The organism is Comamonas denitrificans (assembly GCF_017368815.1).
In the GTDB taxonomy this organism is placed as follows: Bacteria; Pseudomonadota; Gammaproteobacteria; order Burkholderiales; family Burkholderiaceae_C; genus Comamonas; species Comamonas denitrificans.
This window is the reverse complement of sequence record NZ_JAFNME010000043.1, coordinates 1-16,268: the sequence shown is the minus strand read 5'-3', so window position 1 is coordinate 16,268 and position 16,268 is coordinate 1. Positions and strand designations below refer to the sequence as shown.

The window sequence follows — 16,268 nt, the reverse complement described above, 5'->3', positions numbered from 1 at the left end:
CGCAAAGCACAAGGCCCGAACCGTCGCCAGTTCGGGCCTTGTCAGGGTAGCTTGGCTGCGGACTTACTTGCGCGCAGGCGGCACATCCGTGCAGCTGCCATGCGCCACTTCCGCCGCCATGCCGATGCTCTCGCCCAGCGTCGGATGCGGGTGGATGGTCTTGCCGATGTCGACAGCGTCCGCACCCATCTCGATGGCCAGGGCGATCTCACCGATCATGTCGCCCGCGTGGGTGCCGACCATGCCGCCGCCCAGGATCTTGCCGTGGCCATGGGCCTCGGGGGAATCGTCGAACAGCAGCTTGGTGACGCCCTCGTCGCGGCCATTGGCAATGGCGCGGCCGGAGGCCGTCCACGGGAACAGGCCCTTCTTGACCTTGATGCCCTGGGCCTTGGCCTGGTCTTCGGTGAGGCCCACCCAAGCCACTTCGGGGTCGGTGTAGGCCACGCTGGGGATCACGCGGGCGTTGAAGGCGGCGGATGCCAGCTCCTTGTTGCCCTGCAGTTCCCCCGCGATGACCTCGGCCGCCACGTGTGCCTCGTGCACCGCCTTGTGCGCCAGCATGGGCTGGCCCACGATGTACGAGGTGAAGGTGGCGTGGCACGGTGGTGGCCCGCGTCAGGAGCGGAGAACGCTCACCCGCGCCCTCAGGTCGCGCCACAACATACCGAAGTACGCCCCAAGCTCAGCCACGCCAAGCCAGACCAACACGCGCCCCCTAACTATTTCAATAAACGGTCAAGAAACCGAGCAAGACAAGAACATGGAAGCCCTGCACATCCTCACGGACGATGGCCACATGCTGGCAGGCCGTTGCTTCAGGCCACACGGCGGCGTCAATGTGCGCCGCGCCGTCATCATCGCCTGCGCATTGGGCGTGCCGCAAACCTTCTACGAGCGCTATGCCAGCTGGCTGGTGCAGCAAGGCTGCGTCGTCTATACCTTTGATTGGCGTGGCATGGCGCAGTCAGCGCCGCCCAGCCTGGTCGGCTACAAGGCCAAGCTGGTGGATTGGGCGCGCCACGATGCCCCTGCCGTGATGGAACTGGTCGCGCAACGCCATCCTGGTCTGCCCATCACCTGGTTCGGTCACAGCATGGGCGGCATCTTGTTCGGCATGATGCCCGCGCATCCTCGCATCGACAGGGTGGCCACGCTGGGCAGTGGCAGCGGTTATCACGAGCATCTGGCTCGGCCTCTGCGTTATGTGATCGGTGCCTTCTGGCATGTGATCGTGCCCTTGAGCGTGGCCCGGCATGGCTACTTTGCCGGGCGCCGTATCCGCACTGTGGACGATCTGCCGCGCGGCGTCGTGGCGCAATGGAAGCGCTGGTGCAGTCATCCGGATTTTGTCGTCAGTGAAGGCGAGGCCGTGCGGCAGGCCTATGACAGCGTGAAGTTGCCCATCACGGCGGTGGTGTTCACCGATGACACGATGGCCAGCCCGCGTGGCGTCAAAGCCATGCACAGCCATTACACGGGCACGCAGGTGGATCTCAAAGTGTTGCGCCCCGAGCAGCAAGGCTTGCGTGCTGTCGGGCACTTCAACTTCTTTCATGCCAAGACCGGGCCACGTGGCTGGGCCCTGAGCTTGCCCTGGCTGGGCTTGTCGCCCGCCTGATGGTGCGCAGCCTCGGCCTCAACCCAAGGCGCCTGTGATGCCAACCTGCCGATCGCGCGGGTCGATCAGCACGCCCGGGTTGAGGATGCCTTGCGGGTCCACGCTGGCCTTGGCGGCTTGCAGCATCTGGCGGTACAGCGCGGGTGTTTCCTGCTCATAGCCTGGCCTGTGGTCGCGCCCCACGGCGTGGTGGTGGGTGATCGTGCCGCCGTGTTTGATCACGGCTTCGTTGGCGGCCAGCTTGATCTCGCGCCAGGCGGCCAGAGCCGATGCCACATCGCCCTGTGCGCTGCCCAAGGCCGCGATGGTGAAGTAGGGCGCTGGGCCATCCGGGTAGATGTGTGTGAAGCGGCAGGATACGAACGCCGGGTGGCCGGTGGCTTGCTGCACGGCCTGCGCCACATCCTTGCGAACGCCTTTGTAGAAGGCCTCGAACTTGTCCCAGGTGGTGGCGGTCTCGAAGGTGTCCATGATGAGGCCGTTGCCCACAGCCGGGTCGCGCCAGTAGGGCATGCGCAGGAAGGCCTGTCGCCAGACGCCAGCGGTGCCGCTGCGGTGCTCTTCTCCACCTTCATCGCGCATCGAGCGTTCGACCGATTCGGCGTCATAGCTGCCGCCGTAGCTGCTGACCAGTTCCAGCGCGCGGCGCATCCATTCATTCATCGGGTGATCCGCTGACTCGAATGCCAGCACCAGCACGGCTGCGGTGCCATCACCTACGCCAGAGAACACGGTCTCCATCGGGTCGAGCAGGCGGCAGTTGCTGGGATACAGGCCAGACTGCGCCAGGGCCCGCACGCATTGCACGCCTTGTTTGTAGTCCGTGAAGCGCACCGAGGCATTGGCGCGGAATCGGGGGCGCTCCTGCAGGCGCATCCAGGCTTCGGTGACCACGCCCATCGTGCCTTCCGAGCCCAGCACCAGGCGATCTTGCGAAGGGCCGGCACCTGATGCGGGCAGACGGCGAGAGGCACACACGCCCGAAGGCGTGACCATGCGGGTGCTCTCGACCAGATCATCGATGTGCGTCATCAGCGTGGCGTAGTGGCCGCCCGCTCGGGTCACGATCCAGCCACCCAGCGTCGAGAACTCGAAGCTCTGCGGGTAGTGGCGCAAGGTGTAGCCATGTGGCTTGAGTTGCGCTTCCAGTTCAGGGCCCAGCGCGCCGGCCTGGATGCGGGCGGCGCGGCTGGTGGGGTCAACCTCCAGCACGCGGTTCAGGCGTTCCATGTCAAGCGACACGGCGGCGGCATAACTCGCGCCCACGGCCGCTTCCACGCCACCACACACGCTGGAGCCGCCGCCATAGGGGATCACGGCCACGTTGTGGCGCGAGGCCCAGTCCAGGATGTCGATCACGGCCTGTTCGTCGTCGGGGTAGGCCACCCAGTCAGGCACATGGGGCACCTGGCGCAACCACATGCGAGCCAGGTCGGCGTAGCTCTTGCCCATGGCGTGATTGAGTCGATCCAGCGGGCTGTCGGTGAACATGGCTGACAAGGCCGCAGGTGGTGCGATGCGCGGCGCGGGCAGCGTGAAGTCGCCAACCTGTGGTTCGGGTCGATCCGTGATCTGCCCGCCCAGCATCTGCACCATCATCGAGATGCGGGCGGTCTCTTCCTGCGTCAACTGTTCGGATGCTGCGCCCCAACCCCAGAAGCGGCGAAGTGGGCGGCGTGAAAGCGTGGCGTTCATCGGGCGGGTCCTTTGCTTTGAAGGTCTGGCTGTGATTTGTCTGCTCGGTGAAGGTCACTGTAGGCAGGCTTGCCTTTTATCGATAGTTAATTCGCGCCATCTTTTCGATAATTGGTGACAATGCCGCCAACTGCCACAGCAGGCAGTGGAGTACCGGATGTGAATGGCTTGATGAGGGTGACCGGCGCCTGGACTGGGCTGCTGACCGATTGGCTGGACCGCGAAAGCCTGGCCGCACCCAGGTTGCGAGCCCAACTGGCCCGCTTTGCGCTCGATGATGCGGTGCCCTTGCCAGTGTGGCGTGATGCCCTGGCTCAGGCGGCGGCCTTGCGGCCGGGCGAGCTGGCTCTGGGCTTGCAGATCGGGGCGGGTGTGCAGCCACGTCACCTGGGCGTGCTGGGCTATCTGGTGGCGGCGTCCGACAACCTGGGCGAGGCCATGCGCGTCTATCTGGCTTATGAGCGCCTGTTCTACGGCGCCAATCTGGCCCAGGTGAGCTGGCAGGGCGATGAGGTCGAGATCGCCTGGCCGCCAGCAGAGCAGGGGCCGATGTTCAACGAGGTCTCCATCGGCGCCTTGGTGACCTTCATGAGCCGCCAGGTGGACGATCCACCCAGGCCATTGCAGATCAGCTTTGTTCATGAAGCGGCACCGGATCTGCGCCAGCGTTACGAAGCCTTCTTCGCCTGCCCGGTAGCCTTCGGCGACAGCCACACCCGGGTGCGGATCCCCGTGCCTTACATGCAGATCCCCATGCGGCACCCGGAGCCCGGTTTGCGCGTGCTGCTGGACGGCCAGGCTGAAGCCCTGTTGCGTGCCTTGCCCGAGCCGGGGGATTTTGACCAGGCCGTGCAGCGCCTCTTGCTGCGCGTGCTGCCGGAGGGCGGGGTGTCCGTGCACCGGCTGGCGCAGATGATGAACCAGTCCGCACGCACCTTGCAGCGCAGGTTGGGCGATCACGGCCTGACCTGGCAGATGCTGCTGGATCGCACACGCGAGCAACTCGCCAGGCAGTATCTGCGGGACCCCGCCTTGTCAGTCTGCGAGGTGGCGATGATGCTGGGCTACAGCGACCAGAGTGCCTTCACCAAGGCCTTCAAGCGGTGGACGGCCGATACGCCCCAGGCCTGGCGATCACGCGGCATTCGATGACTCGGCGCAACGACTCGGTGTAAACGCGCCCCCTGATCAGGCTATGACGTTTGCACCGATGTGGCGCGTTAATCGACTCGCCAGAATGTGGGGCAAATCAATTGGAAGAGACGCCCTGTTCTGCCTTGCCCAGGCGCTGGCGTGTCCGCCTCGGAGACTGTCATGCCCCGCCAGATCGTGCACGGCGCCTTGAGCGTCCTGACCCTCGTTGTTGCCTCCTCAGCCTGGTCTGCTGCCGCACCTTGGGTGCCCAATACCACCGGCAACGTCGGCCCGGCACCCACCACCTTACGGATAGGAAATTCAACCGCATGAGGCCAAGTATGGCACGAGTTTTGGGCCTCGAAACACGTTCGGCCAAGGAAGGTTGAGCGCTCGCTTGCCGCTCAATGGCAAGAGCTTGGGAGGCAGTATGCATTTGGGCCTGGCGCGCGCGCAGCTGCTTCCCCGCAGCGATGGATACCGCCGCTTCACTGGGTCACCAATTGACGCGCTGGTCTACCTCGTCGGGTTGAGCTGCCAGATCCCAATCCGGCTCGCCTTGCGCACCATCATCCACCGGCGCGTCGCAGCCCTCCCACAGCGGTGGCCCGCGTGCCGGGGTGATGTGCGGGGGGGCAGACTCCACCCCGGCTGATTCCCTCGACCTCGTCAGCCAGTACCTGCATCAAGCCTTCGCAGGCAAACTTGGAGACGGCATAAGCCCCCCAATAGGCGCGTCCCTGACGACCGACACTGCTTGAGGTGAAGACGACCGAGGCGTCTGCGGAGAGCTTAAGCAGCGGCAGCAGGGTGCTGGTGAGCATGAAGGCGGCGTTGACGTTGATCTGCATGACGCGCATGAAGTTGTCGCCGGACAACTGCTCCAGCGGCGTGCGCGGGCCGAGGATCGCGGCATTGTGCAACAGACCGTCGAGGCGGCCGAATTCGTTCTCGATCATTGCCGCCAGTTCGTCGTACTGGTGCGCCAGGGCGGTTTCCAGGTTGAACGGAATGACTGCCGGCTGCGGGTAACCAGCCTCTTCGATTTCGTCGTAGAGGTGGTTGAGGCTTTCTTCGGTCTTGCCCAGCAGCAACACCGTCGCACCGTGGGCAGCGAACGCCTTGGCGGCAGCGGCACCGATGCCACGGCCGGCGCCGGTGACCAGAATGACCCGGCCTTTAAGCAGGTCGGGGCGGGCAACGTAGTCAAACATGCGGGGCAATCCTCTGGAAACGGGGGCGGACAGTGCGTGGCGGGCGGCCATCATAAATGAAAAAGCCCCGTTTTTCAGGCGGGGCTTGAGCCGTTCTGCGCTGGATCAGGGCTCGATGATGTTGAAGTTGAAGTTGCCCTGCGGTTTGTCGAGCAGCTGGAAGAACTCCAGCAGAGACAGGCGGCTGCCTTCGATGCTCAGTTCATCGGAGAACAGCGTGTCCTTGAGCCCGGCACCGCCGGTGACCAGCTTGAGAAACAGCGGTTTGGTCAGATTGACCGTGGCATCAGCCCCGGCCACCGGAGCCGCTATGCGGTGGTGCAGCACGGCGTTCTCAACCTGCAGGACATGATTTTCCTTGAGGTCGGTGAAGTTGAAGTTGATCAGCAGCTGTTTCCCATCGGCACGCGGGCCATTGAGGCTGGCCGCCATCGAGGCAAAGAACAGCGGCAAAGGGGTTTCTTCCAGCAGGCGGGCGATCTCGCCGAGGCTGATCACTTTTGTGGGCGGCCCGTTGCGCAGTTCATAGGCGCCGGTCAGATAGACGTCGCGCCAGGGGCCGGACTCAGCCTGATAGCCGAGCTGGTCATAGGTCTTGGCCAGCAGTTCACGGGCCGCCTGATTGTCCGGCTGGGCAAACACCAGATGGTTGAGCAGTTCTGCGGTCCAGCGGTACTGGCCTTTATCGTATGACTGCTGGGCAATGCCCAGTACCTTGTCGGCGCCGCCGATGGCTTCGACGTAAGCGGCGCCTGCTTCGGCGGGCGGCAGTGGATTGAGGTTGGCCGGGTTGCCGTCATACCAGCCGAAATAGGCCTGATAAACCGCTTTGGCGTTGTGGCTGACGGTGCCGTAGTAGTCGCGGTTGGCAAAGTTCTTCTCCAGCGTGGAGGGCAGCTTGAGTTCGGCGGAGATTTCCTTCGGCGTGTAGCCGGCGTTGGCCAGGCGCAGGGTCTGGTCATGGATGAACTTGTAGGTGTCGCGCTGGCTCTTGAGGAAGCTGTTGATGCGTTCCTTGCCCCATACCGGCCAGTGGTGGCTGCCGAAATACACCTCGGCGTCCTGGCCGAACAGGGTGATGGCTTCGTCGATGTAGCCACTCCACTTCAGCGCGTCGCGTACCTTGGCGCCGCGCAGGGTGTAGAGGTTGTGCAGGGTGTGGGAGACCACCTCGGCGCCGCAGAATGCCTTGTACTGCGGGATGTAGAAGGTCATCTCTGCCGGTGCTTCCGAGGCCGGGGTGTACTGGAAGACCATTTCCACGCCGTCGACATCGATGCGCTGGCCGGTCTTGCTGACGATCTCGGTGGGTTCGAGGATGCCGATGTCGCCGCCGAACGTTTGCTGCTTGCCCAGGCCGGTGTCCACGTGCCCGGTGGCCGAGCGCGGCAACCGGCTGCCGTACATGTACTGGGCGCGGCGCTGCATGGTCGGACCGGCGAGGATGTTCTCGCTGGAGGCTTCTTCCATGAAGCCCTCGGGCGCGATCACCTGCAGGTGTTCGCGTTCGGCGTCGCTGAGCACCCCGTCGATGCCGCCGAAGTGGTCGATGTGGCTGTGGGTGAAGATGATTGCCGAGATCTTCTGATCGCCCAGTTGCTCGCGGGCGAAGGCCAGTGCGTTGCGGGCGGTAGGGGCGGTGGTCAGCGGGTCCACCAGAATCCAGCCGGTCTTGCCCTGGATCAGCGAGATGTTGGCCAGGTCGAAACCGCGAAGTTGGTAGACCCCCTTGGTCACCTCGAACAGGCCGTTGATGTTGTTCAGCTTGGCCTGCCGCCACAGGCTGGGATTGACGCTGTCAGGGGCGTCGCCCTCGATGAAGGCATAGTCCTCCATGTTCCACAGGACCCGGCCATTGGCATCGGTGACCTTGAGCGGTTTCTGGCTGGCAATCAGGCCGCGGCTGGCGTCCTCGAAGTCCTGCTGGTCGCCGAGCGGCAGTGATTCGGCTACCGCACCGTTGGCGGCTGCCGTTGCAGCGCTGGCCGCCGAGCCGGTGCGGGCCGAGGCTTGTTGGTCGTCGCCACAGCCGCCGAGGATCAGTGCCAGGCCGAGCATGGCAAGGTGGGGGAGATGGGTTTGCATTGTCGTTGCTCTCCAGGGATATGTGGCAGCAATCATACCACTAATTTTTCGTCTGGAGAAAGCCGTGCCGGGGTGGCGGCTAGCAGCCGCACAGTGCGCGATCAAGCACCGCGCGCAGTTCCAGCGGATGATCAACCAGCACATCGGCGCCCCAATGGGCCACGGATAGGAAATTCAACCGCATGAGGCCAAGTATGGCACGAGTTTTGGGCCTCGAAACACGTTCGGCCAAGGAAGGTTGAGCGCTCGCTTGCCGCTCAATGGCAAGAGCTTGGGAGGCAGTATGCATTTGGGCCTGGCGCGCGCGCAGCTGCTTCCCCGCAGCGATGGATACCGCCGCTTCACTGGGTCACCAATTGACGCGCTGGTCTACCTCGTCGGGTTGAGCTGCCAGATCCCAATCCGGCTCGCCTTGCGCACCATCATCCACCGGCGCGTCGCAGCCCTCCCACAGCGGTGGCCCGCGTGCCGGGGTGATGTGCGGGGGGGCAGACTCCACCCCGATGTGGTTCAGGATGTGGCGGATTTCGGCGCTGTGGGTGATGAAGGCAATGATGCGCATCTGCCCACCGCACATGGGGCACAGCAGCGGAAATGCCTCGTAGATGCGGGCAATCAGCACCGCCCACAAGTAATGCGCCGCTCGCTTCGGGCGTGCTTCAGGTTCGGGTGTGGGTGTGGCCGCGTTGCCCGGCGCCGCCACCCCAGGTACGCCCGCGCCAGGTTGTGCAGTCTCCACCGTGGCTGGTTGCGACGCAGCAGGCTGGGCCAGCGCCGTCACCGCAGCCCTCAGCGGCGAGTTGGGTGCCAACACGCCAAAGTAGCGGTGCCGGTGGGTGCGTGGCGGTGGCACCAGCGCGGCAATGCGGTCGATCAGCTCCAGCGGTGTGAGGTGCAGCTCATCAACCTTGGCACCGCGCTTGTCGCTGGTGGGTTCGCTGCGCTGCTTGCCGCAGCGGTACACCAGATTGCTTCCCTCTTTGCGCAGCCTGTCCATCGCAAAGGGTGGGCGGGCGCAATAGCGCAAGAGCCGCTCAAGGCCTGGACGGTCGTGGGATTCAATGCACACCCCGGCATCCACCGAGAAGCCGCTGTGTTTGTAGCCCAGCATGTCTTTGGCGTCACAGTTCTCCAGCAGGCCCCGAGCAACGAAGGCGCGCAGGATGCGTTTTTGCAGTGTGGTCTGCACTGGGGCCACGGTAGCCGCATCGATGCCGGTGGCCGCGTGAAAGATGACACCCGGCGATGAGATTCGAGGGGTCGCATCAGCATCGCCCTCGCCCTCCACTTCCTCAAACACCCCGTCCACCACACAAACGTGGAAGTGGACGTGTTCATTGAGGCTGGAGCCGAATCGGTGAATGAAGGCGATGGCACCGATGTGCAGGCCTGCCTTGTCCATATGGGCCGCACCGGGGCTGTGGGTCTGCAGAGTTTGTGCGATCACCCGCAGAAAGATGCGCAGCACCATGCTCAGCACCGCTCCGTCGCGTTGCATGAAGTACCGCAACCTCTTGGGCACGGAGAGCACCCACTGGCGCACCGGCAGGCGGGGGAATACGTGATCGTTCAGGTGCGCTGCTGTCTCCACCATGCGCCGGGTGGTGCACGAGGGGCAGACTCCCCGGCCTTTGCAGGAGAAGGCTACAAAGTAGTCGTGCCCACAGTCGCCGCAGCGAGCGCGGGCAAAGCCATGGGCAAAGATGCCGCACTCAAGATACTTGGCAAACGCTTTGCGCACGAAGGGCTTGGGGGTGTGGTGGTCGCCCTGGCCGTCGAACTGACCCGCGCTGGCCAACTCTAGCCAGGTCTCGTAGTGCTCGGCTACCGTTTGGTAGAGCAGCGTGCGTTCGGGGTGGCGTGGGTTGTAGAGCTTGGGCTTGGAAGTGGCTGACATGAATACTGTACAAATGCACAGTATTCTGCGGCGATTGTTTGGGTACGCAAAGCACAAGGCCCGAACCGTCGCCAGTTCGGGCCTTGGCAGGGTAGCTTGGCTGCGGACTTACTTGCGCGCAGGCGGCACATCCGTGCAGCTGCCATGCGCCACTTCCGCCGCCATGCCAATGGATTCGCCAAGGGTTGGATGCGGGTGGATGGTCTTGCCGATGTCGACAGCGTCCGCACCCATCTCGATGGCCAGGGCGATCTCGCCAATCATGTCGCCTGCGTGGGTGCCCACCATGCCGCCGCCCAGGATCTGCGCGATGCCCGAAGGCGAACAAGGCATGAACGTGGCCAAGGTCGCCGCGCTGCTGTCTGGCCTGCCCAAGACCGTGGCCGGTGCCACCGTGAACCGCTTCTGCGCGGCTGGTATCACTGCCGTGTCGATCGCTGCTGACCGCATCCGTGTGGGCGAAGCCGAAGTCATGATCGCCGGTGGCGTGGAATCGATGTCCATGGTTCCCATGGGCGGCTCCAAGCCTTCGTTCAACCCTGCTGTGGTGAACCTCGACGAAAACGTCGGCATCGCCTACGGCATGGGCATGACCGCCGAGAAGGTGGCCGAACAGTGGAAGGTGACCCGCGAAGAGCAGGACGCTTTCGCCACTGAGTCGCACCGCCGCGCCATCGCTGCGCAGCAAGCTGGCTTCTTCGACGCTGAAACCACGCCGATCGACATCGAAGTGCGTACACCCAACCTGGAAACAGGCGAAGTGACGATCACCAAGAAGACCATCAGCCGTGACGAAGGCGCTCGTCCTGACACTTCGGTGGAGGGTCTGGCCAAGCTGCGTCCCGTGTTCGCTGCCAAGGGTTCGGTCACGGCCGGTAACTCGTCGCAGACGTCCGACGGCGCTGGCTGCCTGATCCTGGCTTCCAAGGAAGCTTGCGAGAAGTACGGTCTGAAGCCTCTGGCCAAGTTCGTGGCTTTCGCCGTCAAGGGCGTGCCACCCGAAATCATGGGTATCGGCCCGATCGAAGCCATCCCCAAGGCTTTGGAATACGCCGGCCTGAAGGCTTCGGACATGGACTGGGTTGAGCTGAACGAAGCGTTCGCTGCACAGTCTCTGGCTGTGCTGAAGGACCTGGACAGCAAGGGCCACGTGCTGGACCGCGCCAAGGTGAACCCGATGGGCGGCGCGATCGCCCTGGGCCACCCCCTGGGTGCGACCGGTGCCATCCGCGCTGCGACCGTGGTGCACGGTCTGCGTCGCACTGGCGGCAAGTACGGCATGGTGACGATGTGTATCGGTACCGGCCAAGGTGCTGCTGGCATCTTCGAGCGCGTCGACAGCCTGTGATGATGGCTTTCAGGCATGCTGTTGATCGGGCGCTTGTTGAGGTCTGATTGATGGCTGCTTGAACTGCAAGAGCCCGCAATGGAGAGATCCTTGCGGGCTTTTTTGTGGGTGATTTTTCTACCTTGCTTCTGTTGGAAGTTTCATGGAAGCCCTGCATATCCTTACCGACGATGGCCACATGCTGGCTGGTCGTTGTTTCAGACCACATGGTGGCGTCCATGTGCGCCGCGCCGTCATCATCGCCTGCGCACTGGGCGTGCCTCAGACCTTCTATGAACGCTACGCCAGCTGGCTGGTGCAGCACGGCTGCGTCGTCTATACCTTTGACTGGCGCGGCATGGCGCAGTCAGCGCCGCCAAGCCTGGTCGGCTACAAGGCCAGGCTGGTGGACTGGGCGCGTCACGATGCGCCTGCCGTGATGGAACTGGTGGCACAGCGCCACCCTGGTTTGCCCATCACCTGGTTCGGCCACAGCATGGGCGGCATCCTGTTCGGGATGATGCCGCAGCACCCGCGCATCGACCGTGTGGCCACGCTGGGCAGTGGCAGCGGCTATCGCGAGCATGTGGCGCGACCCCTGCGCTATGTGATGGGTGTTTTCTGGCATGTGATCGTGCCTTTGAGCGTGGCGCGGCATGGCTACTTTGCCGGCCGCCGCATCCGCACGGTGGACGATTTGCCTCGTGGCGTGGTGGCGCAATGGAAGCGCTGGTGCAGCCATCCGGACTTTGTCGTCAGCGAAGGCGAAGCCGTGCGGCAGGCTTATGCCAGCGTGAAGCTGCCCATCACGGCCGTGGTTTTCACGGATGACACGATGGCCAGTCCACGTGGCGTGAAGGCCATGCACAGCCACTACACCGGCACGCAGGTAGATCTCAAGGTCTTGCGGCCCGAGCAGCACGGTTTGCGCGCTGTCGGGCACTTCCAATTCTTCCATCCCAAGACCGGCTCAAAAGGATGGAGCATGAGCCTGCCCTGGTTGGGGCTGGCCTGCGCCTGATCAGGTTCTGCCCAATGCGCCGGTGATGCCGACCTGGCGATCCCGTGGATCGATCAGCACGCCCGGGTTGAGGATGCCTTGCGGGTCCACCGTGGCCTTGGCTGCTTGCAGCATCTGGCGGTAAAGGGGCGGTGTTTCCTGCTCATAACCTGGGCGATGGTCGCGCCCCACAGCGTGGTGGTGGGTGATGGTGCCGCCATGCTTGATCACGGCCTCGTTGGCGGCTTGCTTGATCTCGCGCCAGGCGGCCAGAGCGGATGCCACATCGCCCTGCGCACTGCCCAGCGCGGCGATGGTGAAGTAGGGCGCAGGGCCATCCGGGTAGATGTGCGTGAAGCGGCAGGATACAAAGGCCGGGTGACCGGTGGCTTGCTGCACGGCCTGGGCCACGTCTTTGCGCACACCTTTGTAGAAGGCCTCGAAGCGGTCCCAGGTGGTGGCGGTCTCGAAGGTGTCCATGATGAGACCATTGCCCACGGCAGGGTCACGCCAGTAGGGCATGCGCAGGAAGGCCTGTCGCCACGCGCCGGCTGTGCCGCTGCGGTGCTCTTCGCCTCCGTCATCGCGCATCGAGCGCTCAACCGATTCGGCGTCATAGCTGCCACCGTGATCGCGGACCACTTCCAGGGCTCTTCTCATCCATTCGTTCATCGGGTGATCGGCTGATTCGAAGCCCAGCACCATCACGGCGGCGCTGCCATCGCCCACGCCTGAGAACACGGTTTCCATCGGGTCCAGCAGGCGGCAGTTGCTCGGGTACAGGCCCGATTGCGCCAGGGCCCGTACGCATTGCACGCCTTGTTTGTAGTCGGTGAAGCGCACGGAGGCGTTGGCGCGGTAGCGAGGACGCTCCTGCAGGCGCATCCAGGCCTCGGTGACCACGCCCAGCGTACCCTCCGAGCCCAGCACCATCCGATCCTGCGATGGGCCCGCGCCCGATGCGGGCAGGCGGCGAGAGGCGCACACCCCTGATGGCGTGACCATGCGGGTGCTTTCGACCAGATCATCGATGTGGGTCATGAGCGTGGCGTAGTGGCCGCCTGCACGGGTCACGATCCAGCCGCCCAGGGTCGAGAACTCGAAGCTCTGCGGGTAGTGGCGCAAGGTGTAGCCATGCGGCTTGAGTTGCGCTTCCAGCTCCGGGCCCAGCGCGCCGGCCTGGATGCGGGCGGCGCGGCTGGTGGGGTCCACCTCCAGTACGCGGTTAAGGCGCTCCATGTCCAGCGACACGGCCGCTGCATAACTGCTGCCCACAGCGGCTTCCACGCCGCCGCACACGCTGGAGCCACCGCCATAAGGGATCACGGCCACGTTGTGGCGCGAGGCCCAATCCAGGATGTCGATCACGGCCTGCTCGTCATCGGGGTAGGCCACCCAGTCTGGTACATGGGGCACCTGGCGCAGCCACATGCGGGCCAGATCGGCGTAGCTCTTGCCCAAGGCGTGATTGAGCCGGTCCAGCGGGGTATCCGAGAACATGGCCGCCAGGGCTGCAGGAGGGGCGATGCGTGGCGCAGGCAGCGTGAAGTCACTGACCTGGGGCTCAGTGCGATCCGTGATCTGCCCACCCAGCATTTGCACCATCATCCCGATGCGGGCCGATTCTTCTTGCGTGAGGTGTTCGCAGGCGACACCCCAACCCCAGAAGCGGCGAAGCGGGCGGCGAGAGAGCGTGGCGTTCATCGGGAGGGTCCTTTCCTGGTCAGGCCTGATCTTGTTTTGTCTGCTCGGTGATGGCAACTGTAGGCAGGCGAGCGCCTTCTCGATAGTTAATCTGCGCCATCTTTTCGATAATTTGTGACAATGCGGACCACTGCCATGTCAGGCAGCGGAGTGCGTGTCGTGAATGGTTTGATGAGGGTGACGGGCGCCTGGACCGGCTTGCTGACGGATTGGCTGGATCGCGAGGGCTTGACGGCACCCAGGCTGCGTGCCCAATTGGCTCGCTTCGCGCCCGACGACGTGGTGCCCCTGCCGGCATGGCGTGAGGCCCTGGCTCAGGCTGCGGCATTACGGCCAGGGGTGCCGGCACTGGGCTTGCAGATCGGGGCCGGCGTGCAACCGCGTCACCTGGGCGTGTTGGGCTATCTGGTGGCGGCATCAGACAACCTGGGCGAGGCCATGCGCGTCTATCTGTCGTATGAGCGCCTGTTTTATGGCGCCAACCTCGCTCAGGTGAGTTGGCATGGAGACGAGGTTGACATCGCCTGGCCACCGGCCGAACAGGGGCCCATGTTCAACGAGGTGTCCATCGGGGCGCTGGTGACCTTCATGAGTCGGCAGGTAGACGATCCGCCCAGGCCTTTGCGGATCAGTTTTGTGCACGAGGCCGACTCGGAACTGCGTGCGCGCTACGAGGCCTTCTTCCAGTGCCCTGTGGTGTTTGGTGATACCCACACGCGAGTGCGGATCCCGGTGTCCTACATGCAGATCCCCATGCGGCACCCTGAGCCCGGTTTGCGTGCGCTGCTGGATGGGCAGGCTGAAGCCCTGTTGCGCGCCTTGCCCGAGCCGGGTGATTTTGACCAGGCCGTGCAGCGCCTGTTGTTGCGGGTGTTGCCGGAGGGTGGGGTGTCGGTGCACCGGCTGGCGAAGATGATGAACCAGTCGGAGCGAACTTTGCAGCGCCGACTGGGTGACCAAGGCCTGACCTGGCAGATGTTGCTGGATCGCACGCGAGAACAGCTTGCCAGGCAGTACCTGCGTGATCCGGCGCTGTCGGTCTGCGAAGTGGCCATGATGCTGGGCTACAGCGACCAGAGCGCCTTCACCAAGGCCTTCAAGCGCTGGACGGCCGATACGCCTCAGGCCTGGCGCATGCGCGGGGCACGCGGATCGGTGTAAGTCCTCCCCCTGATCGGGCTATGACGTTTGCACCGATGTGGCGCGTTAACCGAGTCGCCAGAATGTGGGGCAAATCAATTGGAAGAGACGCCCTGTTCTGCCTTGCCCAGGCGCTGGCGTGTCCACCCTGGAGACTGTCATGCCCCGCCAGATCGTGCACGGCGCCTTGAGCGTCCTGACCCTTGTTGTTGCCTCGTCGGCCTGGGCGGCGCCTGCGCCATGGGTGCCCAACACCACCGGCAACGTCGGCCCCGCACCCACCACCTTCAACAAGTGGGAGGCCATCGAGGCCCCGGCTGCATCCGGCGCCAGCTGCGGCAACGGTTCACCCTATCGCTTCTTCGTCAACCGCACCACCACGACGGATAGGAAATTCAACCGCATGAGGCCAAGTATGGCACGAGTTTTGGGCCTCGAAACACGTTCGGCCAAGGAAGGTTGAGCGCTCGCTTGCCGCTCAATGGCAAGAGCTTGGGAGGCAGTATGCATTTGGGCCTGGCGCGCGCGCAGCTGCTTCCCCGCAGCGATGGATACCGCCGCTTCACTGGGTCACCAATTGACGCGCTGGTCTACCTCGTCGGGTTGAGCTGCCAGATCCCAATCCGGCTCGCCTTGCGCACCATCATCCACCGGCGCGTCGCAGCCCTCCCACAGCGGTGGCCCGCGTGCCGGGGTGATGTGCGGGGGGGCAGACTCCACCCCGATGTGGTTCAGGATGTGGCGGATTTCGGCGCTGTGGGTGATGAAGGCAATGATGCGCATCTGCCCACCGCACATGGGGCACAGCAGCGGAAATGCCTCGTAGATGCGGGCAATCAGCACCGCCCACAAGTAATGCGCCGCTCGCTTCGGGCGTGCTTCAGGTTCGGGTGTGGGTGTGGCCGCGTTGCCCGGCGCCGCCACCCCAGGTACGCCCGCGCCAGGTTGTGCAGTCTCCACCGTGGCTGGTTGCGACGCAGCAGGCTGAGCCAGCGCCGTTACCGCCGCTCTCAGCGGCGAGTTTGGTGCCAGCACACCAAAGTAGCGGTGCCGGTGGGTGCGTGGCGGTGGCACCAGCGCGGCGATGCGGTCGATCAGTTCCAGCGGTGTGAGGTGCAGCTCATCAACCTTGGCACCGCGCTTGTCGCTGGTGGGTTCGCTGCGCTGCTTGCCGCAGCGGTACACCAATTTGCTTCCCTCTTTGCGCAGCCTGTCCATCGCAAAGGGTGGGCGGGCGCAATAGCGCAAGAGCCGCTCAAGGCCTGGACGGTCGTGGGATTCAATGCACACCCCGGCATCCACCGAGAAACCGCTGTGTTTGTAGCCCAGCATCTCTTTTGCCTCGAAGTTCTCCAGCAGCCCACGGCCCACAAAGGCGCGCAGGATACGTTTTTGCAGTGTGGTCTGCACTGGGGCCACGGTAGCCGCATCGATGCCGGTGGCCGCGTGAA

At 64.2% G+C, this 16,268-nt stretch carries 10 protein-coding genes and 4 pseudogenes; 6 read left to right on the top strand and 8 right to left on the bottom strand.

The window, feature by feature from the left end; genetic code table 11:
• Positions 1–63: 63 nt before the first annotated feature.
• Positions 64–579 (bottom strand): annotated as a pseudogene (locus tag J1777_RS13200) (dihydrolipoyl dehydrogenase); the annotation flags it as partial.
• 184 nt (positions 580–763) lie between these two features.
• Between J1777_RS13200 and J1777_RS13195 the strand changes: the two are divergent.
• The gene (locus tag J1777_RS13195) at positions 764–1,621 is read left to right on the top strand and encodes an alpha/beta hydrolase family protein (protein ID WP_207576155.1); all 858 of its coding nucleotides are present in this window, start codon (positions 764–766) and stop codon (positions 1,619–1,621) included.
• Positions 1,622–1,639: 18 nt separating this feature from the next.
• Here the strand turns inward: J1777_RS13195 and J1777_RS13190 are convergent, their stop codons facing one another.
• Positions 1,640–3,316: an FAD-binding oxidoreductase gene (locus tag J1777_RS13190; protein WP_207576154.1), complete on the bottom strand. Its 1,677-nt coding sequence runs from the start codon at positions 3,314–3,316 to the stop codon at positions 1,640–1,642.
• Positions 3,317–3,487: 171 nt separating this feature from the next.
• Here J1777_RS13190 and J1777_RS13185 point away from each other — a divergent pair, with 171 nt between their 5' ends.
• Positions 3,488–4,468, top strand: coding sequence for a helix-turn-helix domain-containing protein (locus J1777_RS13185; RefSeq protein WP_207576153.1), 981 nt, complete (start codon positions 3,488–3,490; stop codon positions 4,466–4,468).
• 656 nt (positions 4,469–5,124) lie between these two features.
• Here J1777_RS13185 and J1777_RS13180 read toward each other — a convergent pair.
• From J1777_RS13180 to J1777_RS14405, 4 genes and pseudogenes are all read right to left on the bottom strand, one after another.
• A pseudogene (locus J1777_RS13180) lies at positions 5,125–5,664 on the bottom strand (YciK family oxidoreductase); the annotation flags it as partial.
• A gap of 105 nt (positions 5,665–5,769) precedes the next feature.
• Positions 5,770–7,749, bottom strand: a complete 1,980-nt coding sequence (locus J1777_RS13175; RefSeq protein ID WP_207576151.1) for an alkyl/aryl-sulfatase — start codon at positions 7,747–7,749, stop codon at positions 5,770–5,772.
• Between the two features lie 349 nt (positions 7,750–8,098).
• A complete protein-coding gene (locus J1777_RS13165) occupies positions 8,099–9,646 on the bottom strand; it encodes an IS91-like element ISCR8/ISPps1 family transposase (RefSeq protein WP_207576150.1) in 1,548 nt (515 codons plus the stop codon).
• A gap of 108 nt (positions 9,647–9,754) precedes the next feature.
• Positions 9,755–9,961 (bottom strand): annotated as a pseudogene (locus J1777_RS14405) (dihydrolipoyl dehydrogenase); the annotation flags it as partial.
• On the opposite strand from J1777_RS14405, the pseudogene J1777_RS13160 reads away from it, so the two are divergent.
• A pseudogene (locus tag J1777_RS13160) lies at positions 9,918–10,994 on the top strand (acetyl-CoA C-acyltransferase); the annotation flags it as partial. The pseudogenes J1777_RS14405 and J1777_RS13160 overlap by 44 nt on opposite strands.
• Positions 10,995–11,136: 142 nt before the next feature.
• On the top strand, positions 11,137–11,994 hold the full coding sequence (locus tag J1777_RS13155) for an alpha/beta hydrolase family protein (RefSeq protein WP_054258057.1): 858 nt from the start codon (positions 11,137–11,139) through the stop codon (positions 11,992–11,994).
• On the opposite strand, the gene J1777_RS13150 is transcribed toward J1777_RS13155, so the two are convergent.
• Positions 11,995–13,677, bottom strand: a complete 1,683-nt coding sequence (locus tag J1777_RS13150; RefSeq protein WP_054258058.1) for an FAD-binding oxidoreductase — start codon at positions 13,675–13,677, stop codon at positions 11,995–11,997. It lies immediately after the preceding gene.
• Between the two features lie 159 nt (positions 13,678–13,836).
• Between J1777_RS13150 and J1777_RS13145 the strand changes: the two genes are divergently transcribed.
• On the top strand, positions 13,837–14,838 hold the full coding sequence (locus tag J1777_RS13145) for an AraC family transcriptional regulator ligand-binding domain-containing protein (RefSeq protein WP_139235587.1): 1,002 nt from the start codon (positions 13,837–13,839) through the stop codon (positions 14,836–14,838).
• Positions 14,839–14,977: 139 nt separating this feature from the next.
• Positions 14,978–15,280 (top strand): hypothetical protein, encoded by a 303-nt coding sequence (locus J1777_RS13140; RefSeq protein ID WP_207576149.1) that lies wholly within the window; start codon positions 14,978–14,980, stop codon positions 15,278–15,280.
• A 107-nt stretch (positions 15,281–15,387) separates the two neighbouring features.
• Here the strand turns inward: J1777_RS13140 and J1777_RS13135 are convergent.
• On the bottom strand, positions 15,388–16,268 hold an 881-nt coding region (locus tag J1777_RS13135), incomplete at its 5' end, for a transposase (RefSeq protein ID WP_207576148.1).